Below are 21,179 nucleotides of genomic sequence, written 5' to 3' on the forward strand. Positions count from 1 at the left end.
CCGGAGCCGGGCCCGCACAGCCGCCCGGCGACGGCGCCCCGGCACGGGCCCCCGACGGGCCCGACGAGTACGACGAGCCCGACGGGCCGACGAGCCCGACGAGTACGAACGAATGGATCGCGTGGACCTCCAGCCTCACACCGACGACGTCGGCCGGCGCGCCGACGCCTATGCGGCGGCGCCCCTGCTCAACTGCCTGCTCCGCGAGGTCGCCACGCCGCTCCCGGACCCCGACGAGTGGCCCGTCCACCGGCTGCCCGGCACCGGACGGCTGCTGCGCGTGCGCCCCGGCCGCCGCCCGGCCTGCCCCGAGGTGCGCACCGGAGACCAGTGGCAGCGCGTCGGCCACACCGAACTGGTCAAACTCGTCGCGGAGGAACTGCGTCGGCACACCGGACTGACCGGCGGCGACCTGCCCGCCGAGATGATCGACAGCCGGGACACGGTCGCCGCGCTGCTCACCGCCCGCGCCCGCACCGTCGCGCCCGAGGACCCGTATCTGCGCTCCGAGCAGTCGCTGATCACCGGCCACCCCCACCACCCCGCCCCCAAGGCGCGCGGCGGCGGTCCGGCCGCCGCCTGGCTGCGCTACGCCCCCGAGGCCCATGGCCGCTTCCCACTGACCCTGCTCGGCGTCCGCGAGGACCAGGTGGCCGAGGAGGGCGACACCGGCGCCCTGGACGCCCTCGGCACCGCCCCGCCCGGCTACCGGCTGCTGCCCGCCCACCCCTGGCAGCTCGACCTCCTCGCCCGCGAACTGACCCCCGCCTTCGAGGACGGGCGCCTGGTCCGGCTCGGCGAGACGCCCTTCGTGGTGTGGCCGACGGCCGCCGTCCGCACGGTGTACGAGCCCGAGCGCGATCTGTTCCTGAAGTTCAGCCTCGACGTCCGCATCACCAACGACATCCGCCGCCTGTGGCGCCACGACCTGGCCAGACTCCGCCGCACCGACGAGGCGGCCACCGGCGCCTTCGCGACCATGGACGGCCCCGCAGCCTGGCTGAGCGACCGCGGCTACCGCACCGCCGCCTTCGCCTTCGAGGAACTGGCCGTCCTCGTCCGCGACGGCCTGCGCGACCATGTGCTGCCCGGCGCCACCCCGCTGCTCGCCGCCGGGCTCGCCGAGGGCTTCGACGGCGACCCGCTGGCTTCCACGCCCGACCCCGGCGCCTGGTGGACGGCCTACCTCCGCGCGGTCGTCCCGCCCGCGCTCACCGCCTTCGACACCCACGGCGTCGTCCTGGAGGCCCACCTCCAGAACACCCTGGTCGCCGTGGACGCCGCCGGTACACCCGTCCAGGCGCTGTTCCGCGACGCCGAGGGGGCGAAGCTCCTGCCGGAGGTCTCCCGCGCGGCGGGCTGGGAGCGGCTGGTGTACTGCCTGGTCGTCAACAACCTCACCGAGATCGCCGCCGCCCTCGCCGAACGCCACCCCGGCTTCGACCCCTGGCCCGCCGTCCGCCGCGAACTGGCCCGCCACGCCCTGCCGGAGATCCCGGCCCTGCTGACGGCGCCCAGCCTGCCGGGCAAGACCAACCTGCTGCTGCGCTGGACCGGGGCGGACGGCGCCGACGCCCGCTATCTGCCGCTGCCCAACCCGCTGGCCGACGGACACCCGCCACTGGCCGACGGGCACACCGACGCTTGATCTAGGCTTGCCGGTGTGCTGCGCGAGGTGACCGCCGTCCGATACGTGACCCCGTTGCGGTCCGGAGGCTCCGTACCCGGAGTCGTCGAGGCCGACGACCTGGGGACCTATGTCACGAAGTTCACCGGCTCCGCCCAGGGACACAAGGCCCTGGTCGCCGAGGTGATCGTCGGGGAGCTGGCCCGCGCGCTCGGGCTGCGCTTCCCCGAACTGGTCCTGGTGCACTTCGACCCGGCCATCGCCGCCGACGAACCGCACCAGGAGGTACGCGAGCTGCACGGCGCCAGCGCGGGCGTGAACCTCGGCATGGACTACCTCTCCGGCGCCGTCGACCTCACCCCCGAGCTGGCCCGCGACTTCCCCGTGGACCCGCTGGAGGCGGGCCGGATCGTCTGGCTGGACGCGCTGACCGCCAACGTGGACCGCACCGTCCACAGCTCCAACCTGATGCTCTGGCCCACCCGCGGTACCGTGCCCCCGCGCCTGTGGCTCATCGACCACGGTGCCGCCCTCGTCTTCCACCACCGCTGGGACACCACCGCGCCCGGCAAGAAGTACGACTTCCGCCACCACGCCCTCGGCTCCTACGGCCCCGACGTACGGGCCGCCGACGCCGAACTGGCCCCGCTGGTGACCGAGGAACTGCTGCGCCGCGTCGTCGCCGAGGTGCCCGACGCCTGGCTCGCCGAGGACGCGGGCTTCGCGACCCCGGACGACGTGCGCGCCGCCTACGTCGACTACCTCCTCGACCGCGTCCGGCTGTCCGAGCAGTGGCTGCCCACCGACTTCCCCAGCCGCGAGGAGATCGCGGCCGAGGACGCCGCGCGCGCGGCACGTACCCAGCGGGGCCGTCCGGACTGGCTGAAGGCGGTTCCCGATCTGCACGGCAAACCGGCGGCGAAACAGGACTGGTCGGTGCATCTCCAATGACCGGTTTGTCCGCAGCGATCAGCGCGTCCGCAGTGATCGGCGCATCTGCGATGAGGGGGCCACGATGAGCCGTGTCGTGATCGAGTACTGCACCCAGTGCCGCTGGCTGCCCCGCGCGGCCTGGCTGGCGCAGGAACTGCTCACCACCTTCGAGAGCGAGCTGACCGAGCTGGCCCTCAAGCCCGGCACCGGCGGCGTCTTCGTCGTCCGGGTCGACGACGAGGTGGTCTGGGACCGCCGCGAGCAGGGCTTCCCCGAGCCCACGGCGGTCAAGCGGCTGGTCCGCGACCGGGTGGCCCCGGGCCGCTCCCTCGGCCACTCGGACGGTCCCTCGGACAAGGGAGGCGACCCGGCCCCCGGGGTCAGCCCCTGAGGCCAGCCTCTGGGGTCAGCCTCTGAGGTGCCGGTAGGCGGGCAGCGTCAGGAAGTCCGCGTACTCCGCGTCCAGGGCCACCTGGAGGAAGAGGTCGTGCGCCTCCTGCCAGCGGCCCGCGGCGAACGCGTCCTCGCCCAACTCATCCCGGATGGCGCCGAGTTCATCGGAGGCGATGGAGCGGACCAGCTCGGGCACGGCCCGCTCGCCGTTCTCGAACTCCACGCCCGCGTTGATCCACTGCCAGATCTGCGAGCGCGAGATCTCCGCCGTGGCCGCGTCCTCCATCAGGTTGAAGATGGCCACCGCGCCCAGACCGCGCAGCCACGCCTCGATGTAACGGACGCCCACCTGAACGGCGTTGACGAGGCCGCCGTACGTCGGCCGCGCCTCCAGCGTGCCGACCGCGAGCAGGTCGCCCGCCGTCACCCGGACGTCCTCGCGCAGCCGGTCCTTCTGGTGCGGGCGGTCACCGAGCACCTTGTCGAAGGACTCCAGGGCGATCGGCACCAGGTCCGGATGCGCCACCCAGGAGCCGTCGAAACCGTCCCCCGCCTCACGGTCCTTGTCCGCGCGCACCTTCTCGAAGGCGACCCGGTTGACCTCCGCGTCCTTGCGGGACGGGATGAACGCCGCCATCCCGCCGATCGCGTGCGCGCCCCGCTTGTGGCAGGTGCGGACGAGGAGTTCGGTGTACGCCCGCATGAACGGCGCGGTCATCGTGACCGCGTTGCGGTCCGGCAGCACGAACTCCGGTCCCGCGTCACGGAAGTTCTTGATGAGGGAGAAGAGATAGTCCCAGCGGCCCGCGTTCAACCCCGAGGCGTGCTCGCGGAGTTCGTAGAGGATCTCCTCCATCTCGAACGCCGCCGTGATCGTCTCGATCAGCACGGTGGCCCGTACGGTGCCGCGCGGGACGCCGAGATACTCCTGTGCGAACACGAACACGTCGTTCCACAGCCGGGCTTCGAGGTGCGACTCGGTCTTCGGCAGGTAGAAGTACGGCCCCTTGCCGAGCTCCAGCAGCCGCCGTGTGTTGTGGAAGAAGTACAGCCCGAAGTCCACGAGGGCGCCGGGCAGCGGAGTGCCGTCGGCGCCGACGAGATGCCGCTCGTCCAGATGCCAGCCGCGCGGCCGCATGACGACGGTCGCCAACTCCTCGTCCGGGCGCAGCGCGTACGACTTCCCGGTGCGCTCGTCCGTGAAGTCGACCTGGCGCGCGTAGGCGTCCCTCAGGTTGAGCTGCCCGAGGACCACGTTCTCCCAGGTGGGCGCCGAGGCGTCCTCGAAGTCGGCCAGCCAGATCCGGGCGCCCGAGTTCAGCGCGTTCACCGTCATCCGGCGGTCGGTGGGGCCGGTGATCTCCACCCGCCGGTCCTCCAGCGCGGGCGGCGCCGGGGCGACCCGCCAGTCCTCGTCCGCGCGCACGTCCGCCGTCTCCGGCAGAAAGTCCAGCGTGCCCGTCCGCGCGATCTCGTCCCGCCGCCCGGCCCTCCGCGCCAGCAGCTCGTCCCGCCGGAGAGTGAAACGCCGGTGCAACTCCCCGAGAAACGCCAGCGCCTCCCCGGTCAGCACCTCCTCCTGCCGGGGCAGCGACGGAGCATCCACGACCGTGGGCGGGGACGACGCGGGTGCGGACATGAGCGGTCACTTCCTCAACTCACGGACGGTCGCTTCTGAGATGCGGATCGTAGGTTTTTCCCGGGGGAACCTCAACGGGTGGGGGATCTTCGGCGGGGCGTGAGATCGTCGTGACCATGATCGAGTCCTGGGTGATCGCCGACGACGGCACCGCTCCGGTGGCGGCCGAGACGGTTCGGGAGGCTCTCCGGGCGCGGATCGGCCGTGGACGCCTTGAGACGTGGCTGGTCGGTTCGTCCGGCCGGTCCTTGGCGGTGCTGACGAACACCGAGCGGGCCATGGTCATGCTGCTCGCGGAGGAGGGCGACCCCGGCGAGCACGCCGTGGACCCGGAAGCCCGGGGGTCGAGTGCGGGGTTCGTGTCGGCCAACGGGCAGCACGACGCGTACTCGAACGCGGACACCGTGCCCCTCGGGGAGGCGTTGCGCATCGTGGAGCACATCGTCCGCGCCGGGACGTGGCCCCCGGGCGCGCACCCGGTCTCCGATCGCTGATCGCCGATCACCGCAGCCGGTCCAAGTCCGCCTCGGTGTCGATGTCGTACGCCTCCGCCACGTCCCCGCACTCCACGAGCCGGATGTCCGCCGTGTGGTCCCGCAGATAGGCCCGCGCGCCCCGGTCGCCGGTGGCGGTCGCCGCGATGCCCGGCCAGTGCGCGGAGCCGAGGAGTACCGGGTGTCCTCGTACGCCGTCGTAGGCCGCCGACGCGAGGGAGTGCTCGTCCTGGAACGCGGCCAGGACCCGCGCGGCCGCCACCGGGCCGATGCCCGGCTGGTCGACCAGGCTCACCAGGGCCGCACGCGCGCCCGTTCTCGCGAGGGAGCGGAGTCCGGCGCGGAGGGAGGAGCCCATGCCGTCGGGCCAGTCGGGGTTGTCGACGAGGACGCAGCCGTCGAGCCGGGCGCGCTCGCGGACCTCGGCCGCCTGTGCGCCGAGGACCACATGGACCGGCGTGCACCCGGCCGCGCGCAGTACCCCGGCCGCGTGCTCGACCAGGGGCCGCCCCCGGTACGGCAGCAGCGCCTTGGGACGGCCGCCGAGCCGGCTGCCCCCGCCGGCGGCGAGGAGCAGACCGGCGAGGTCGGCGTGGGAGGTCTGGGGGGTCCGGGTCATGCGTCCTGCATACCCGGCGTCCGGCATCCATGTCCCGTCCGGAGGATCGGATGTCCCCAGGAGTCACGGCCCACCCATCCTCCAAGTGATCATTGTCACCGGGGCGTGTGCCGCCGACTCCTTGTAGCGTCGGCCCTCCGAAGTTGATCTTTGGGTGCTTCAGCCACAACGGGGTCGCTGGGGTGTGCGACGAGTCCTGGCCCGCTGCTCGGCGGCGAATGCCCCGCCCCGCCAAGGCCACCCCCGCCACCCGGCCGACCGGTACCACCGCCCGGGTCCGGTCCGCCCACACCGGGAGAAGTCCATGCCCACCACACCCGCCACCACCCCGGGCTCCCGCAGAGCCTGGCTGACCGACGGCCCCGTACTGCTGGTCGCCATCGTCTGGGGCTCCAGCTATCTGGCCACCAAGAACATCACGCGTGAAGACACCGTCATCACCCTGCTCCTGCTGCGCTTCCTCATCGCCGTCCCGCTCCTCGGCCTCGTGGCGCGACGCGCGATGCGGCGGCTGACGGTACGTGAGCTGGGCGGCGGAGGCGTCCTGGGGCTGATTCTCGCCGCCATCTTCCTGCTGGAGACCTACGGCGTCGTCCACACCTCGGCGACGAACGCCGGGCTGATCATCAGCCTCACCATGGTCTTCACCCCGCTCGCCGAAGCCGCCCTCAACCGCACCCCACCCAGCCGGTCCTTCCTGGCCGCGGCCGCGCTCTCCCTGCTCGGCGTCGCCCTGCTCACCCAGGGCACCGGCTTCACCGCGCCCTCCCTCGGCGACCTGCTCATGCTGCTGGCCGCCGTCGCCCGTACGGTCAACGTCCTGGTGATTCACCGACTCCCCGCCGTACGGGACACCGACGACGCGGCGCTCACCTTCGTCCAACTGTCCACCGCCGTCGCCGTCTTCGCGCTCCTGTCCCCGATGAGCGGAACCGGCCCGTGGCAGCTGGCGACGTCCTTCACCGGTGCCCAGTGGGTCAACCTGCTCTACCTGTCCGTCATGTGCACCCTGTTCGCCTTCTTCATCCAGCTCTGGGCCGTACGCCGAAGCTCCCCCTCCCGCGTCAGTCTCCTCCAGGGCACCGAACCCCTGTGGGCCGCAGTCATCGGCGTCGCCCTCGGCGGCGACCACCCCGGCGCCCTCGGCTACCTGGGTGCCGTCCTCGTGCTCGCCGGAACCACCTGGGGCCGCCGCGCGGCCGAACACCGCCCCGCGGCCGACGCGCGGTCGCCACACCCCCGCACCCTTGACGCCGCACCGCCCGCCATGAAGACTCCTTCAACAGAACGTTGAATTCCGTTACATGGGCGTAAATCCCGTTTCCGGAATGTGAACCGCCTGTCGACGGCCGAGAGGGGTCCGGGTGTCCGACGCCGAACTGGCGCTGCGTTCGACGCGCGTCGTCACGCCGGAGGGGGTGCGGGCCGCCACGGTCACCGTCGCCGCCGGGACCGTCACCGCGGTGCTGCCGCACGACGCGCCGCTCCCGGACGCGACCCGGCTGGAGGAGCTGGGTGACCACGCGCTGCTGCCCGGCCTGGTCGACACCCATGTGCACGTCAATGATCCCGGCCGGGCGGAGTGGGAGGGCTTCCGCACCGCCACGCGCGCGGCGGCCGCCGGGGGCATCACCACCCTCGTGGACATGCCGCTCAACTCCCTGCCGCCGACAACGACTACGGCCCACCTGGACGTCAAAAGGGCCGCGGCGCACGGCCGTACGCACATCGACGTCGGCTTCTGGGGCGGCGCGCTGCCGGGCAACGTCAAGGACCTGCGCCCGCTGCACGAGGCGGGAGTCTTCGGGTTCAAGGCGTTCCTGTCGCCGTCCGGCGTGGACGAGTTCCCGCACCTGGAGCGGGAGCAACTGGCCCGCTCGCTCGCGGAGATCGCCGGATTCGGTGGTCTGCTGATCGTGCACGCCGAGGACCCGACCCGGCTCGCCGACGCCCCCGCCGGGACGGCGTACGCGGGCTTCCTCGCCTCCCGGCCGCACGCGGCCGAGACCGAGGCCATCGCCCAACTCATCGAGCAGGCACGCCGCTTGGATGCACGGGTGCACGTACTCCACCTCTCCTCCGCCGCCGCGCTCCCGCTGATTGACGCCGCCAAGGCCGACGGCGTCCGCCTCACCGTGGAGACCTGCCCGCACTACCTCACCCTCACCGCCGAGGAAGTCCCGGACGGGGCAAGCGAGTTCAAGTGCTGCCCGCCCATCCGCGAGGCCGCCAACCAGGACCTGCTGTGGCAGGCGCTCGCCGACGGCACGATCGACTGCGTGGTGACCGACCACTCGCCGTCCACCGCCGACCTCAAGACACCGGACTTCGCGACCGCCTGGGGTGGCATCTCCGGGCTCCAGTTGAGCCTTCCGGCGGTGTGGACGGAAGCGCGCCGCCGGGGCCACGGCCTCGCGGACGTGGTCCGCTGGATGTCCGCGCGCACCGCCGCCCTGGCGGGTCTCGACCGCAAGGGCGCCATCGCGCCCGGCCGCGACGCCGACTTCGCCGTCCTCGCCCCCGAGGAGACCTTCACCGTGGACCCGGCCCGGCTCCAGCACCGCAACCCGGTCACCGCGTACGCGGGCAGGACGCTGCACGGCGTGGTGAAGTCGACCTGGCTGCGCGGCGAACGGGTGTACGCGAACGGTGAGTTCACCGAGCCGAGAGGCCGCCTCCTCACCCGCACTCGATGAGCCCCCGCGTACTCGATGAGCCCCCGCGTACCGATGAGCCCTCGCGTCCACGACGAGCCCTCGCGTCCACGACGAGCCCCCGCGTTCACGTTGAGCCCCCGCGTCAGTGAAAGGAACCCAGTGACGGCGCCCCGATTCACCGGACCCGCAGCCCCGTTCGGCGGCGGCGACCCCTACGCCGACTACCGCACCGCCGACTTCCCCTTCACGACGTACACCGACCTCGCCGACCGGCGGCTCGGCGCGGGGGTCGTCGCGGCGAACGACGAGTTCTTCGCCGAGCGGGAGAACCTGCTCACGCCCGGCCGGGCCGTCTTCGACCCCGGGCACTTCGGCCACAAGGGCAAGGTGATGGACGGCTGGGAGACCCGGCGACGGCGCGGTACGGACGCCGGGCACCCGTGGCCCACCGCCGAGGACCACGACTGGGCGCTGATCCGCCTCGGCGCGCCCGGGGTGATCCGGGGGATCGTCGTGGACACCGCCCACTTCCGGGGCAACCACCCCGAGGCCGTCTCCGTCGAGGCCGCCTCGGTGCCCGGCACCCCGTCACCGGAGCAACTCCTCGGCGACGACGTGAAGTGGACGACGCTCGTCCCGCGCACCCCGGTCGGCGGCCACGCGGCCAACGGCTTCGAGGTGTCGGCACGGCAGCGCTTCACCCACCTGCGCCTCAACCAGCACCCCGACGGCGGAATCGCCCGGCTGCGGGTGTACGGCGAGGTCGCCCCGGACCCTGAATGGCTCGCGGCACTCGGCACCTTCGACGTCGTCGCCCTGGAGAACGGCGGCCGCGTCGAGGACGCCTCCGACCGCTTCTACTCCCCACCCGCCCACACCATCCTTCCGGGCAACTCCCGTCGTATGGACGAGGGTTGGGAGACGCGTCGGCGCCGCGACCGGGGCCACGACTGGATCACCTACCGCCTCACCGCCCAGTCGGAGATCCGGGCGGTCGAGATCGACACGGCGTGTCTGAAGGGCAACAGTGCGGGGTGGGCGTCGGTGTCGGTACGGGACGGCGAGGACAGCTCAGGCGCCGACTGGGTCGAACTCCTGCCCCGCACCCGCCTCCAGCCCGACACCCGCCACCGCTTCGTCCTCCCGGCCCCGGCCGTCGGCACGCACGCGCGGGTGGACATCTACCCCGACGGCGGCATCTCCCGGCTCCGTCTGTTCGGCTCGCTCACGGAGACGGGGGCGTCCCAACTCGCGGCGCGCCACCGGGAACTGGGCGGCTGAGCCGTACACCCTTGTATCGCCGCCCGGGAACGTCACTCCGCCGCGCTTCCACCTGAATCTCAGTCGTCACACGGTGATCATCGAAGGCAGGATGACCCGCACGGCGAGTGTCGCCGCGGCAACTGACGAACTCGGACGACTTCTCACCTTCCATGACCTCGACGCAGTGCAGGAATACTGTGATCGCAACGGCTGGGAGCTCGTCCGGGAGGACGGAGACCCGCTCGATCTGGAGATGGTGCGTTGGTGGGTCGTTCGACGGCCTCTCCCACAGCCTGAAGGCCGGACCCACCTCTGCCCCCGCAGGGGTCGATCCACGACAGCACCTACGAGAAGATCTTCGGCGGTGAGGCTCTGGAACCGGCCGCCGGGGACGGAGCGTGGACGGAGGAGGAGACCGAGGCCGTGCGTGAATTCCTTCGTGCGGGGCTGGACCTCTGGGAACAGGCCGTCATTTCTTCGGCGGCATCGTAAAAATTCTCCGGCGGCACGGAGAATGCTTGTTTCGGAACATCAGTGACAGTTTTCGAATGTCCAGATAATTGTGCGCTACATCGGCCCCGTTCCCGCCGCGACGAGTCCCGCCACCGGGGCCACGTGACGGCGGCTGATGAGCCAGCGGCCGTCCTCCTGCTCGAAGTCGTCCTCCACGAGGCCGACCACGGTCCAGTCGGCGGGGCGGGGCCGGCCGTCGAGGGTGCGGGTGGCGTTCCAGTGCCAGACCGTGGCGTAAGCCTGCAGGTGGGGTCGCTTGTCGGTCCACTCGATGAGGGTCTGGCCGAGGACGTGGGCGACCGTGGGTTCCCACCGCCGGGACCGCCCCGCCGACATGAAGGCGGTGAATTCGTCGCGTCCATGGAAGCGCTGGGTGGGGCCGGGCATCACGTCGTACTCGATCAGGGCGTCCTTGGTGAAGCAGTCGACGAGCTGTTCGTACCGGCCCGTATCGACCAGCCGGAAGAACGTGTAGAAAGTCCGGTAGATCTCCCGCTCCGCCGCGATGGTGGCGAGAAGATCGTCGTTCATGGAGGCCATGTCGGTCCTTTCCGGGCCGCCGGACGAGTTTCCGCTCATGATGCTACGGAATTTCCGGGCCGTGGGGCGCTATATCGGCCTTTCTTGGTGTGACTGGACACGGTGGGTGCGTTATCGGGGCCGTTGTTCTCCTCGGCCCTGCCGACATGCCCGCTCCGGCCACCGATGAGTTGCGCGCCGAGCCGGGGTCTGCACCGTTGACATGGGCGGCCCCCAGCCGCCGACGGCCCCGGCATCGGAAGAAGGCACCTCATGGCCACGCTCGTCTCCACCGTCTTCGTCAGCCTGGACGGTGTGTACCAGGGGCCCGGCGGCCCGGAAGAGGACACCAGTGGCGGCTTCGCCCAGGGCGGCTGGACCGTACCGTTCTCCGACCCGGACTTCGGCGAGTTCATCACCGAGGTCTTCGCGGGCCCCGAGGCGTTCCTGCTCGGCCGTCACACCTACGACATCTTCGCCGCGTACTGGCCGCACGTGACCGACCCCGACCACCTGATCGCGGCGAAGCTCAACGGCCTCCCGAAGTACGTCGTTTCGGCCACCCTCCAGGACCCGTCCTGGCACCGCACCACTGTCCTCTCCGGCGATCTGGCCAAGGAGGTCCGCGCGCTCAAGGAGAGCACGGAGGGGCAGATCCAGATCCACGGCAGCGGCGCCCTGGTCCGCGCCCTGGTCAACCTCCGCCTCCTCGACACCCTCCACCTCGCGACCTTCCCGGTCGTGCTCGGCGCGGGCCGCCGCCTCTTCGCGGAGGGCGCCGTACCCACCCGCTTCCGCCACACCGCGGGCCGCGTCACCAGCACGGGTGTCTCCATCCAGACGTACGACGTGGCGGGCGACCCCGAGTACGGCAGCTTCGAGCTGTCCGACGAGGCGTGAGGCGCCGCCGCGCGAGGCGTGGGAGGGGGCCGAAAGGCCCTCTCTGGGCAGGTTAACTTCCCGAGAACTCATCGGACCTGACGGGAAAATCCACACCCTTGTCATTGACATGCCCACGTCTACGCGCGTCATCATGAGGGCATGAGATTCCCCCCACGAACGTCTCGCATCGGCGCCGCCGCCGCGCTGCTCTCGGCGCTCCTTGTCGGCGGCACGGTCGCCACCGGCACGGCGGACGCGGCCACCGCGTCCGTCGGCAGCATCTGCTACGGCGACCTGCCCTCGCAGGCCTACGACACCCTGGAACTCATCGACCAGGGCGGCCCGTTCCCCTACTCCCAGGACGGCGTCGTCTTCCAGAACCGAGAAGGCGTCCTGCCCAGCCAGTCGTCCGGCTACTACCACGAGTACACGGTCAAGACCCCGGGCGAATCCACCCGCGGCGCCCGACGCATCGTCACCGGCAAGGCGTACGAGGAGGACTACTACACCTCCGACCACTACGCCACGTTCGACCTGATCGACTTCGGCTGCTGACCTTCCCCCCTCACACGACCCGCCCGGCGACCCCTCCCCCCACCCTTGGGGTCGCTGGGCGGGTCTGCGTCCGGGGAGGGGCTGCGGCAGGCAGTTGGTGGCGCCTGCCGGACATCCGGCGAGGGTGAGACGGGCCGGTGGCCCTCGGTGACCAGGTACTCCTCGGCACGCTCGACCAGTTCGCAACTCCGCGCGCTCGTAGACTTCGGTCATGCTGCTGGTCAATGGCGGAGAAACCATGGTTGACGCTCCCGTACTGCGTACGGGTGGAGTGCCACTCGTCCCGGAGGGATTCGTGTGGCCGGACTGCCGTGAGTGTGGCGAGCCCATGCAGTTCCTCGCTCACCTGCCCCTCGACGCGGGGGTGGTCGCGGTCTTCTTCTGCCAGAACGACCCGGGCATGTGTGACGACTGGGACGCTGCCGCCGGTGCCAACCGCGCCTTCGTGTTCACAGGTGGACTCTCGGCGGCCACCGTCCCCGCCGAGGGCGCCACGACGCTCGGTGCGGTGACCGCCCTGCGCCCCCACCCGGCCGACGTCCCCACCGCGGAGCCGGTTCTGGGGAGGCTGGGTGGCGAACCCGACTGGATCCAGAACGACGAGACCCCCGACTGTCCCTCCTGCGCGACCCGAATGACCTTCACGGCCGAACTCGAGGAGGGAGCCGACTTCGCGACCTCCGCCAACTTCGGCGGATGCGGCCGCGGCTACGTCTTTCACTGCCACCCCTGTAGCGAGGCCGCCTTCCTCTGGCAGAGATGAGGTCCGGCTGAAGTCGGCCTGGACGGTGGTGAGTCCCGTACCGGCTGATCTGGTCACCTTCTACGACAGCATCGGCGACGTCACCTGGGCGGACGTCGGCAACGGCTACTTCCTCGACCCGGCGAGTGACGTACTCCTGCGACTCCAGGAGTACGGCGCTGTCGACGTCGGCGCGGATCAGGAGGCCCACGGTCTGGTCATCGGCTCGAACGGCGGCGGCCTCTGCTACGTCGTGGGCCCTGATGGGCAGGTTCACCGGATGCGGACGGCGTCGCTGGACGAACCGGAGCTCGACAAGGTGGCCGATGACCTGCGGCGGTTTCTGGAACTGCTGGAACGATCCCTGACACGGTTCGTCGCCGACGGCGAGCCGGGATCTCTGTAGGCCGGTCCGCGGGGCCCGTTTGCGACCTGTACGGAGGCAGAACCGGCGGAGCCCCCTGGTCGCCGGTGCGACGAACCGTGGCATCAGGGGGTCCGCCACGGGCTCTACACCCTGAGCGCGCTCCCCTCGTAAGGCGCCCCCAACCGGTCCGGCACCTCCGCCAGCGCCACCGCCCGCCGCTCGCGTCGTGACGTCTCGCACGCCTCCGCGATCCGCAGGGCCTGGAGGGCCTCGCGGCCGTCGCACGGGTTGGGGAGTTCGCCCCGGACCACCTCCACGAAGGCGCGCAGTTCGGCCTCGTAGGCCGAGCCGAAGCGCTCGAAGAAGCCGCTCCACGGCTTGTCGCACGGGGGTGGTCCGGTCGGTTCCGTGGAGGCGACCGGGGTGCGGTCGTCCAGGCCGACCACGACCGTGTCGCGTTCCCCGGCCAGTTCCATGCGGACGTCGTAGCCCGCGCCGTTCAGGCGGGTCGCCGTCGCGGTGGCGAGGGTGCCGTCGTCCAGGGTGAGGACCGCCGCGCCGGTGTCGACGTCACCGGCGGCGCGGAACATGGGCGGCCCGGCGTCGGAGCCACTCGCGTAGACGTCGGTCACCTCGCGCCCGGTCACCCAGCGCAGGACGTCGAAGTCGTGGATCAGGGTGTCCCGGAACAGACCGCCGGACAGCGGCAGCCATTCGGGCGGGGGAGGGGACTGGTCGGAGGTGAGCGCCCGCACGGTGTGCAGACGCCCGAGTCTGCCGGAGCGCACCGCCTCGCGCGCGCCCACGTAGCCCGCGTCGAAGCGCCGTTGGAAGCCCATCTGGAGCACCGTTCCGGCGGCCTCGACCTCCGCGAGGGCGCCCAGGGTGCCGGGCAGGTCGAGCGCGATCGGCTTCTCGCAGAACACCGGAAGACCCGAGCGGGCCGCCCGGCCGATCAGCTCGGCGTGCGCGGACGTCGCCGTGGTGATCACCACCGCGTCCACGCCCCACTGGAAGACCTCGTCCACCCCGGGCGCCGCCGTCTCGCCGAGGCGGTGTGCCAACTCCTGTGCCCGTAACGGATTCGTGTCCGTCAGGATGAGCGATCCGACCTCCCTGTGGCGGCTGAGCGTGTTCGCGTGGATGGTGCCGATGCGGCCCGTACCGATGACCCCGATGCGCATGGAAACAAAGTGGAGGGCCGTCCTGTACTTGTCAATCAGTATGTCCGGACAATCGGACTTCACGACTTCCCGTCAACCGGGCACCGGACTACTCTCGGGCCCGTGCCGAAACCAGATGTGGACCCGACCGTGGCGCTCGACCTCCGTGTGGACCGCGGCTCCCCGGTCCCGTTGTACTTCCAGCTCTCCCAGCAGCTGGAGGCCGCCATCGAGCGCGGCGCGCTCACCCCGGGCAGCCTGCTCGGCAACGAGATCGAGCTGGCCGCGCGGCTCGGCCTGTCCCGGCCCACCGTCCGCCAGGCCATCCAGTCGCTGGTCGACAAGGGGCTCCTGGTGCGCCGCCGGGGCGTCGGCACCCAGGTCGTGCACAGCCAGGTCAAGCGCCCGCTGGAGCTGAGCAGCCTCTACGACGACCTGGAGGCGGCCGGGCAGCGCCCCGCGACCAAGGTGCTCGTCAACACGACGGTGCCCGCGTCCACCGAGGTCGCCGCCTCGCTCGGGCTGCCCGAGGGCAGTGACGTCCACCGCGTCGAGCGGCTGCGGCTCGCACACGGCGAGCCGATGGCGTACCTCGTCAACCATCTGCCGCCCGGCCTGCTCGACCTCGACACCGCCCGCCTGGAGGCGACCGGCCTCTACCGGATGATGCGCGCGGCGGGGATCACCCTGCACAGCGCCCGCCAGTCGATCGGCGCGCGCGCCGCCGTCCCCGCCGAGGCGGAACGGCTCACCGAGGCCGAGGGTGCCCCCCTGCTCACCATGAGACGCACCACGTACGACGACACCGGCCGTGCCGTCGAGTACGGCGACCACGTCTACCGTCCGGCCCGCTACTCCTTCGAATTCCAGCTCCTCGTCCGGTCCTGAGCGTCCGGATTTCGCGTGCGTATGTGTCCGTATGTCCGGACAAAGTAACCGTAATGGGTGCCCCGGGCATGTAACGAGTGTTCCGTATGTTCGATACTGAAGTGTTTGGGGCAGGTGACGGCGCCGCCGGGACGAACCGACGGAGTCGCGCCCGCCCCTCTCGCACGTTGGAGCACGGTCAGTACGCACGCAAGAAGGAGCACGGCCTCGTGGCACGGTTTCGGACCCGGGTGGGCACGGCGATGGCAGGGGCACTCGGTGTGATCGCCTGTCTGTCGCTCGCCGCTTGTAGCAGCACCGGCGGCAAGCGGGCCGAGGACGCCCGCAAGGCGGCGGCGGCCCAGGGCAGGTCGGCGGTGAACACCCCCCGCTGGACCTTCGCGATGATCACCCACTCCGGAGACGGCGACACCTTCTGGGACATCGTGCAGAGCGGCGCCAAGCAGGCCGCGATCAAGGACAACATCAACTTCCTGTACTCGCACGACGACGAGGCCCAGCAGCAGGCGCAGCTGGTCGACGCCGCCGTGGACAAGAAGGTCGACGGCATCATCGTCACCCTCGCCAAGCCCGACGCGCTCAAGGCGGCGGTCGCCCGCGCCGAGAAGGCCGGCATCCCGGTCGTCACGGTGAACTCCGGCTCCGCCGACTCCGAGAAGTTCGGCGCCCTCACCCACGTCGGCCAGGACGAGACCATCGCCGGTGAGGCTGTCGGCGACGAGCTGAACAAGCGCGGCCGCAAGAAGGCCCTGTGCATCCTGCACGAGCAGGGCAACGTCGGCCATGAACAGCGCTGTGACGGTGTCGCCAAGACCTTCCACGGCACCGTGCAGAAGCTCTACGTCAACGGCACCAACATGCCCGACGTGCAGTCCGCGATCGGGGCCAAGCTCCAGGCCGACCGGTCCGTGGACGCCGTCGTCACCCTGGGCGCGCCGTACGCGGACACCGCCGCCAAGGCCAAGCAGGACGCGGGCAGCAAGGCCGAGATCGACACCTTCGACCTCAACGCCAAGGTCGCCGCCGAGCTGCAGGACGGCACCCTCGGCTTCGCCGTCGACCAGCAGCCCTACCTCCAGGGCTACGAGGCGATCGACCTGCTCTGGCTGTACAAGTACAACGGCGACATGCTCGGCGGCGGCAAGCCCGTCCTGACCGGGCCGCAGATCATCACCAAGGACCAGGCCGCCGCGCTCGCCGAGTACACCGAGCGGGGCACCCGATGAGCGTGAACACCGCGGCCCCCGCGCCGCCCGGCCCCGACAGTCCGTCGGCCGACGAACGCCTGCTGCGGACCTCCCCGCTGCGCAAACTCCTCGCCCGCCCCGAGCTGGGCTCGGTCGTCGGCGCGCTCGCCGTCTTCGTGTTCTTCGCGTGCGTCGCCGGAGGGTTCCTGCACGCGTCGAGCCTCAGCACGGTCCTCTACGCCTCCTCGACCATCGGCATCATGGCGGTGCCCGTGGCCCTGCTGATGATCGGCGGCGAGTTCGACCTCTCGGCGGGCGTCATGGTGACGTCGTCCGCGCTGATCTCCTCGATGTTCAGCTACCAGATGACGGCGAACGTCTGGGTCGGCGCGGGCGTGTCCCTGCTGGTCACCCTCGCGATCGGCGCCTTCAACGGCTTCATGCTGACCCGCACCAAGCTGCCCAGCTTCATCGTCACGCTCGGCACGTTCCTGATGCTGACCGGCATGAACCTCGGCTTCACCAAGCTGATCGACGGCACCGTCTCCACCAAGACCATCGCCGACATGGAGGGCTTCCCCAGCGCCCGCGCCCTCTTCGCCTCGACGCTCACCGTCGGCGGTGTCGGCTTCAAGGTGACGATCCTGTGGTGGCTCGCCCTCGTCGCCGTCGCCTCCTGGGTGCTGCTGCGCACCCGCGTCGGCAACTGGATCTTCGCCGTCGGCGGCAACGCGGACGCGGCCCGCGCGGTCGGCGTGCCCGTCGCCAAGACCAAGATCGGCCTCTACATGGGCGTCGCCTTCGGCGCCTGGATCTCCGGCCAGCACCTGCTCTTCTCCTTCGACGCCGTCCAGTCCGGCGAGGGCGTCGGCAACGAGCTGATCTACATCATCGCGGCCGTCATCGGCGGCTGCCTGATCACCGGCGGCTACGGCAGCGCGGTCGGCTCGGCGGTCGGCGCGCTCCTGTTCGGCATGACCAGCAAGGGCATCGTCTTCGCCGAGTGGAACCCCGACTGGTTCAAGTTCTTCCTCGGAGCGATGCTCCTCCTCGCGACCCTGCTCAACACCTGGGTCCGCAAGCGTGCGGAGGCCACGAAATGACCGTGACCGAGGAGCGCGTGCCGCTCGTCGAGCTGACCGACGTCAGCAAGCACTACGGCAACGTCCGCGCCCTGGAGGGCGTCTCCCTGGAGGTCCACGCCGGAGAGATCACCTGCGTCCTCGGCGACAACGGCGCGGGCAAGTCCACCCTGATCAAGATGATCGCGGGACTGCACCGCCACGACGGCGGCACCCTGCGCGTCGAGGGCGAGGAGACCCGGCTCACCTCCCCGCGCGACGCCCTGGACCGGGGCATCGCCACCGTCTACCAGGACCTCGCCGTCGTCTCCCTGATGCCGGTCTGGCGGAACTTCTTCCTCGGCTCCGAGCCGCGCAGGGGCCGGGGCCCCTTCCGCCGCCTCGACATCGAGCACATGCGCCGCACCACCCGCGCCGAACTGCTCCGCATGGGCATCGACCTGCGTGACGTGGACCAGCCCATCGGCACCCTCTCCGGCGGTGAGCGCCAGTGCGTCGCCATCGCCCGCGCCGTCCACTTCGGCGCCAAGGTCCTCGTCCTGGACGAGCCGACCGCCGCACTGGGCGTCAAGCAGTCCGGTGTGGTCCTCAAATATGTGGCCGCCGCCCGGGACGAGGGCCTGGGCGTTGTGCTGATCACCCACAACCCGCACCACGCGTACCTGGTCGGCGACCGGTTCGTACTGCTGCGGCGCGGCACCATGGTGGGTAATCACACACGTGACGAGATCACCCTGGACGAGCTGACCAAGCAGATGGCGGGCGGCGCCGACCTCGACGCCCTGGTGCACGAACTCCAGCGCGGCTGACGGGGGCGGGGAGCGCGTCCGAGACGTCCATGGCCGCTTCCGCGGCGTCCATGGTCACCCGCGCTCCCTTATCCCGCCTTGACACCATGTACCTCGCCCGTTGAGGCAGAATCGACGACGATGAGCACCTACCGCGACCTCACGGCCCCCATCGGTTCCCGCCGAGCGCCCGTACTGCGGACCGTCGGCACCCGGGAACGCCGTTCGCATCTCACGGCTCCCCGCGTGCCCACCGTCGGCATCGACATCGGCGGCACCAAGGTCATGGCGGGCGTCGTGGACGCCGACGGCAACATCCTGGAGAAGCTCCGCACGGAGACCCCGGACAAGTCCAAGAGCCCCAAGGTCGTCGAGGACACCATCGTCGAACTGGTCCTGGACCTCTCCGACCGGCACGACGTGCACGCCGTCGGCATCGGCGCGGCCGGCTGGGTCGACGCCGACCGCAACCGGGTGCTCTTCGCGCCGCACCTGGCCTGGCGCAACGAACCGCTGAGGGACCGCATCTCCAGCCGTCTGTCGGTGCCCGTGCTCGTCGACAACGACGCCAACACCGCCGCCTGGGCCGAGTGGCGCTTCGGCGCCGGACGCGGCGAGGACCACCTCGTCATGATCACCCTCGGCACCGGCATCGGCGGCGCCATCCTGGAGGACGGCCAGGTCAAGCGCGGCAAGTTCGGCGTCGCGGGCGAGTTCGGCCATATGCAGGTCGTCCCCGGCGGACACCGCTGCCCCTGCGGCAACCGCGGCTGCTGGGAGCAGTACAGCTCCGGCAACGCGCTCGTCCGCGAGGCCAAGGAGCTGGCCGCCGCGGACTCGCCCGTCGCCTACGGCATCATCGAGCACGTCAAGGGCCAGATCGGCGACATCTCCGGGCCCATGATCACGGAGCTGGCCCGCGAGGGCGACGCGATGTGCATCGAGCTGCTCCAGGACATCGGCCAGTGGCTCGGCGTCGGCATCGCCAACCTCGCCGCCGCCCTCGACCCCTCCTGCTTCGTCATCGGCGGCGGCGTCAGCGCCGCCGACGACCTGCTCATCGGCCCCGCGCGCGACGCCTTCAAGCGCCAGCTCACCGGGCGCGGCTACCGCCCCGAGGCCCGCATCGCCCGCGCCCAGCTCGGCCCCGAGGCCGGCATGGTCGGCGCCGCCGACCTCGCCCGCCTGGTCGCCCGCCGCTTCCGCCGCGCCAAGCGCCGCCGGGTCGAGCGGCACGAACGCTACGAGCGGTACGTCCAGGGCCGCCGGGACCAGGACACCGCATGACCACCTCGCTGCCGCACCAGGCGGCGCCACCGGACACCCCGCACGCCCCCGCCGAGGACCCCGGCCACCGCGTCCGCCGCCGCGCGCTCACGCTGCTGATCATCGTGCTGCTCATCGGCGTACCGGCGGGCTATCTGGTGATCTCCGCCAACCAGAGCCGCGACAGCGGCAAGGACAAGGAGGCGAAGTACTCGGCCACCGGCCTCACCCCGGGCTGGCCCTCCAAGGTGCAGCGCCGCCTCTACCAGGTCGCCGTCCCGCGCCCCGCCGACTACCTCGCCTACTACGAGACCAACAACTGGAAGACCAGCCGCCTCTACGTGCAGTTCCGCACCAACGACGCGGGCCTGGACAGCTTCCTCGCCACCATGGGCCTGCGCCGCGACGAACTGAAGAAGGGCGACCTCACCATCGGCGCCCGCGACCGCAAGGTCTCCGGCTGGAACTTCGCGGGCCCCGGCCCCTGGGTCGGCGTGAGCCGCACCCAGAAGAACCCGGCGCCCACCCAGGACGTGGTCGTCAACCTCTCCGACCCGCGGTTCCCGATGGTCTACGCGGTCTCCCGCACGGTGCCGTGACAGGGCCCCGGCCCTCGCCGGAGCCGATTGTCAGACCCCGCCCGTACAGTCGGAGACAACTGGTCCGACACACGGGCGGGAGGTGACAGGACGTATGGACGGCGGCACGGCCGTGCTGAGCGAGCGCGCGTACTCCGAGGCGATCGGGGGCCGGATTCCGGCGTACCTCGCCACCCTCTACCTGCCCGCGCCCCTGCCCCGCGAGGGCCGGATCGCCCTCTGGTCGCCCGACGGCACCCCGCTCCCCGAGCCGGACGGCTCCAGCGGGACGATCACTGAGCTCACTGTCGTACGCCGCCATGGCGCGACCGTACGGCGCCGCCAGGTCCCCGCGCTGACCCTGCCGCTCATGGACGCGCTGCCCCTGCTCGCCAACGCCCGGCACGACGCCGCCGCCCACCCCGCCACCGTCTGCTGGGGCGCCGCCGCGCTGCACGCCCTGCGCCTGGCCGCCCGGGGACGACTGCTGCCCGGCCTCACCCCGAGCGGCCACGACGCCTGGCGCGCGGGCCCGCTGGAGCCCGACGACATCGCGCACCTGCGCGCGGTCGCCGCCGCCCTGCCCGCCGAGGGCCACGCGGTGCCGCTGCCCGGCGAGGGCCCGCTCCGGCTGCCCGAACCCGAGGCCCTGGTCCGCTCCTTCCTGGACGCGGTCGCCGACACCCTGCCCCGCACCCCCGCCGCCCCGCATACGGGCGGCCGCCCCTTCGCCGCCCGCGAACCCCAGCCGCTGCCCGGCGCCCACGACTGGGCGGCCGAGGTCGCCGCGGGCATGGACGCGGGCGTACGGATCTCGCTGCGCCTGGACCTCTCGGCGTACGCGGTCTTCGACGCGGGCGACGACAGCGGCTCGCGCGCGGCGGGCGCGGCCGTCGTCCAGGTGCACAGCCTCGCCGACCCCACCCTGGTCACGGACGCGGCCGCCCTGTGGGCGGGGGAGGCCGACACCGCCTTCGGACCCCGCGCGCGTGTGGACGCCGCCCTCGCCGTACGGCGCGCGGCG

General features: G+C 71.5%; 21 protein-coding genes and 1 pseudogene. 18 read left to right on the forward strand and 4 right to left on the reverse strand.

The genetic code is table 11. From position 1 onward, the window contains the following. Nucleotides 1-112: 112 nt before the first annotated feature. The 3 genes from GTW40_RS12845 (at nucleotide 113) to GTW40_RS12855 (ending at nucleotide 2,951) form a co-directional block, all read left to right on the forward strand. Complete coding sequence (locus tag GTW40_RS12845; protein ID WP_161180301.1) at nucleotides 113-1,648, forward strand: IucA/IucC family protein; 1,536 nt, start codon at nucleotides 113-115, stop codon at nucleotides 1,646-1,648. A gap of 15 nt (nucleotides 1,649-1,663) precedes the next feature. Further along, nucleotides 1,664-2,578: a HipA family kinase gene (locus GTW40_RS12850; RefSeq protein WP_161180302.1), complete on the forward strand. Its 915-nt coding sequence runs from the start codon at nucleotides 1,664-1,666 to the stop codon at nucleotides 2,576-2,578. A 64-nt stretch (nucleotides 2,579-2,642) separates the two neighbouring features. Then, nucleotides 2,643-2,951: a SelT/SelW/SelH family protein gene (locus GTW40_RS12855; protein WP_161180303.1), complete on the forward strand. Its 309-nt coding sequence runs from the start codon at nucleotides 2,643-2,645 to the stop codon at nucleotides 2,949-2,951. A 15-nt stretch (nucleotides 2,952-2,966) separates the two neighbouring features. Here GTW40_RS12855 and aceB read toward each other — a convergent pair whose 3' ends face one another. Beyond that, the gene (gene aceB / locus GTW40_RS12860) at nucleotides 2,967-4,592 is read right to left on the reverse strand and encodes a malate synthase A (RefSeq protein WP_161180304.1); all 1,626 of its coding nucleotides are present in this window, start codon (nucleotides 4,590-4,592) and stop codon (nucleotides 2,967-2,969) included. Between the two features lie 116 nt (nucleotides 4,593-4,708). Between aceB and GTW40_RS12865 the strand changes: the two genes are divergently transcribed. After that, on the forward strand, nucleotides 4,709-5,086 hold the full coding sequence (locus GTW40_RS12865) for a hypothetical protein (RefSeq protein ID WP_161180305.1): 378 nt from the start codon (nucleotides 4,709-4,711) through the stop codon (nucleotides 5,084-5,086). A gap of 7 nt (nucleotides 5,087-5,093) precedes the next feature. Here GTW40_RS12865 and GTW40_RS12870 read toward each other — a convergent pair whose 3' ends face one another. After that, nucleotides 5,094-5,705 (reverse strand): nucleotidyltransferase family protein, encoded by a 612-nt coding sequence (locus tag GTW40_RS12870; RefSeq protein WP_161180306.1) that lies wholly within the window; start codon nucleotides 5,703-5,705, stop codon nucleotides 5,094-5,096. Nucleotides 5,706-6,009: 304 nt separating this feature from the next. Between GTW40_RS12870 and GTW40_RS12875 the strand changes: the two genes are divergently transcribed. The 3 genes from GTW40_RS12875 (at nucleotide 6,010) to alc (ending at nucleotide 9,643) form a co-directional block, all read left to right on the forward strand. After that, nucleotides 6,010-6,999, forward strand: coding sequence for a DMT family transporter (locus GTW40_RS12875; protein ID WP_237525479.1), 990 nt, complete (start codon nucleotides 6,010-6,012; stop codon nucleotides 6,997-6,999). A 70-nt stretch (nucleotides 7,000-7,069) separates the two neighbouring features. Continuing rightward, nucleotides 7,070-8,401 (forward strand): allantoinase AllB, encoded by a 1,332-nt coding sequence (gene allB, locus GTW40_RS12880; RefSeq protein ID WP_161180307.1) that lies wholly within the window; start codon nucleotides 7,070-7,072, stop codon nucleotides 8,399-8,401. Nucleotides 8,402-8,521: 120 nt separating this feature from the next. Further along, on the forward strand, nucleotides 8,522-9,643 hold the full coding sequence (alc, locus tag GTW40_RS12885) for an allantoicase (protein ID WP_161180308.1): 1,122 nt from the start codon (nucleotides 8,522-8,524) through the stop codon (nucleotides 9,641-9,643). A 549-nt stretch (nucleotides 9,644-10,192) separates the two neighbouring features. On the opposite strand, the gene GTW40_RS12890 is transcribed toward alc, so the two are convergent. Further along, nucleotides 10,193-10,717 (reverse strand): nuclear transport factor 2 family protein, encoded by a 525-nt coding sequence (locus GTW40_RS12890; protein WP_237525480.1) that lies wholly within the window; start codon nucleotides 10,715-10,717, stop codon nucleotides 10,193-10,195. Nucleotides 10,718-10,930: 213 nt separating this feature from the next. Between GTW40_RS12890 and GTW40_RS12895 the strand changes: the two genes are divergently transcribed. From GTW40_RS12895 to GTW40_RS12910, 4 genes are all read left to right on the forward strand, one after another. Then, complete coding sequence (locus tag GTW40_RS12895; RefSeq protein WP_161180309.1) at nucleotides 10,931-11,557, forward strand: dihydrofolate reductase family protein; 627 nt, start codon at nucleotides 10,931-10,933, stop codon at nucleotides 11,555-11,557. A gap of 141 nt (nucleotides 11,558-11,698) precedes the next feature. Further along, complete coding sequence (locus GTW40_RS12900) at nucleotides 11,699-12,094, forward strand: ribonuclease domain-containing protein (protein WP_161180310.1); 396 nt, start codon at nucleotides 11,699-11,701, stop codon at nucleotides 12,092-12,094. A gap of 328 nt (nucleotides 12,095-12,422) precedes the next feature. Continuing rightward, nucleotides 12,423-12,857 (forward strand): hypothetical protein, encoded by a 435-nt coding sequence (locus GTW40_RS12905; protein ID WP_237525481.1) that lies wholly within the window; start codon nucleotides 12,423-12,425, stop codon nucleotides 12,855-12,857. Nucleotides 12,858-12,885: 28 nt separating this feature from the next. After that, nucleotides 12,886-13,242, forward strand: coding sequence for an SMI1/KNR4 family protein (locus GTW40_RS12910; protein WP_343245676.1), 357 nt, complete (start codon nucleotides 12,886-12,888; stop codon nucleotides 13,240-13,242). Nucleotides 13,243-13,346: 104 nt separating this feature from the next. On the opposite strand, the gene GTW40_RS12915 is transcribed toward GTW40_RS12910, so the two are convergent. Continuing rightward, a complete protein-coding gene (locus GTW40_RS12915) occupies nucleotides 13,347-14,387 on the reverse strand; it encodes a Gfo/Idh/MocA family oxidoreductase (RefSeq protein ID WP_161180312.1) in 1,041 nt (346 codons plus the stop codon). Nucleotides 14,388-14,516: 129 nt separating this feature from the next. On the opposite strand from GTW40_RS12915, the gene GTW40_RS12920 reads away from it, so the two are divergent. From GTW40_RS12920 to GTW40_RS12950, 7 genes and pseudogenes are all read left to right on the forward strand, one after another. After that, nucleotides 14,517-15,254: a GntR family transcriptional regulator gene (locus tag GTW40_RS12920; protein ID WP_343245677.1), complete on the forward strand. Its 738-nt coding sequence runs from the start codon at nucleotides 14,517-14,519 to the stop codon at nucleotides 15,252-15,254. A gap of 209 nt (nucleotides 15,255-15,463) precedes the next feature. Then, nucleotides 15,464-16,480, forward strand: coding sequence for a sugar ABC transporter substrate-binding protein (locus GTW40_RS12925; protein ID WP_161180313.1), 1,017 nt, complete (start codon nucleotides 15,464-15,466; stop codon nucleotides 16,478-16,480). Then, nucleotides 16,477-17,544 (forward strand): ABC transporter permease, encoded by a 1,068-nt coding sequence (locus GTW40_RS12930; protein ID WP_161180314.1) that lies wholly within the window; start codon nucleotides 16,477-16,479, stop codon nucleotides 17,542-17,544. Before GTW40_RS12925 ends, GTW40_RS12930 begins: the two co-directional genes overlap by 4 nt. Then, nucleotides 17,541-18,332, forward strand: coding sequence for an ATP-binding cassette domain-containing protein (locus tag GTW40_RS12935; protein ID WP_202485793.1), 792 nt, complete (start codon nucleotides 17,541-17,543; stop codon nucleotides 18,330-18,332). The genes GTW40_RS12930 and GTW40_RS12935 overlap by 4 nt, the downstream gene beginning before the upstream one ends. A gap of 120 nt (nucleotides 18,333-18,452) precedes the next feature. After that, complete coding sequence (locus GTW40_RS12940) at nucleotides 18,453-19,598, forward strand: ROK family glucokinase (RefSeq protein WP_161178822.1); 1,146 nt, start codon at nucleotides 18,453-18,455, stop codon at nucleotides 19,596-19,598. After that, nucleotides 19,595-20,176 carry a sugar kinase gene (locus GTW40_RS12945; RefSeq protein ID WP_161178823.1) on the forward strand — a complete coding sequence of 194 codons (582 nt, stop codon included), beginning with the start codon at nucleotides 19,595-19,597 and terminating at the stop codon, nucleotides 20,174-20,176. Before GTW40_RS12940 ends, GTW40_RS12945 begins: the two co-directional genes overlap by 4 nt. A gap of 94 nt (nucleotides 20,177-20,270) precedes the next feature. Continuing rightward, a pseudogene (locus tag GTW40_RS12950) lies at nucleotides 20,271-21,179 on the forward strand (ATP-dependent helicase); the annotation flags it as partial.

This window comes from Streptomyces sp. SID4985, from assembly GCF_009863025.1.
Taxonomy (GTDB): Bacteria; Actinomycetota; Actinomycetes; order Streptomycetales; family Streptomycetaceae; genus Streptomyces.

Coding starts and splice junctions, on each gene's coding strand:
- GTW40_RS12845 (WP_161180301.1), top strand. CDS start 113: ATGGATCGCGTGGACCTCCAGCCTCACACCGACGACGTCGGCCGGCGC.
- GTW40_RS12855 (WP_161180303.1), top strand. CDS start 2,643: ATGAGCCGTGTCGTGATCGAGTACTGCACCCAGTGCCGCTGGCTGCCC.
- aceB (WP_161180304.1), bottom strand. CDS start 4,592: ATGTCCGCACCCGCGTCGTCCCCGCCCACGGTCGTGGATGCTCCGTCG.
- GTW40_RS12865 (WP_161180305.1), top strand. CDS start 4,709: ATGATCGAGTCCTGGGTGATCGCCGACGACGGCACCGCTCCGGTGGCG.
- GTW40_RS12870 (WP_161180306.1), bottom strand. CDS start 5,705: ATGACCCGGACCCCCCAGACCTCCCACGCCGACCTCGCCGGTCTGCTC.
- GTW40_RS12875 (WP_237525479.1), top strand. CDS start 6,010: ATGCCCACCACACCCGCCACCACCCCGGGCTCCCGCAGAGCCTGGCTG.
- GTW40_RS12890 (WP_237525480.1), bottom strand. CDS start 10,717: ATGAGCGGAAACTCGTCCGGCGGCCCGGAAAGGACCGACATGGCCTCC.
- GTW40_RS12895 (WP_161180309.1), top strand. CDS start 10,931: ATGGCCACGCTCGTCTCCACCGTCTTCGTCAGCCTGGACGGTGTGTAC.
- GTW40_RS12900 (WP_161180310.1), top strand. CDS start 11,699: ATGAGATTCCCCCCACGAACGTCTCGCATCGGCGCCGCCGCCGCGCTG.
- GTW40_RS12905 (WP_237525481.1), top strand. CDS start 12,423: ATGCAGTTCCTCGCTCACCTGCCCCTCGACGCGGGGGTGGTCGCGGTC.
- GTW40_RS12915 (WP_161180312.1), bottom strand. CDS start 14,387: ATGCGCATCGGGGTCATCGGTACGGGCCGCATCGGCACCATCCACGCG.
- GTW40_RS12930 (WP_161180314.1), top strand. CDS start 16,477: ATGAGCGTGAACACCGCGGCCCCCGCGCCGCCCGGCCCCGACAGTCCG.
- GTW40_RS12935 (WP_202485793.1), top strand. CDS start 17,541: ATGACCGTGACCGAGGAGCGCGTGCCGCTCGTCGAGCTGACCGACGTC.
- GTW40_RS12940 (WP_161178822.1), top strand. CDS start 18,453: ATGAGCACCTACCGCGACCTCACGGCCCCCATCGGTTCCCGCCGAGCG.
- GTW40_RS12945 (WP_161178823.1), top strand. CDS start 19,595: ATGACCACCTCGCTGCCGCACCAGGCGGCGCCACCGGACACCCCGCAC.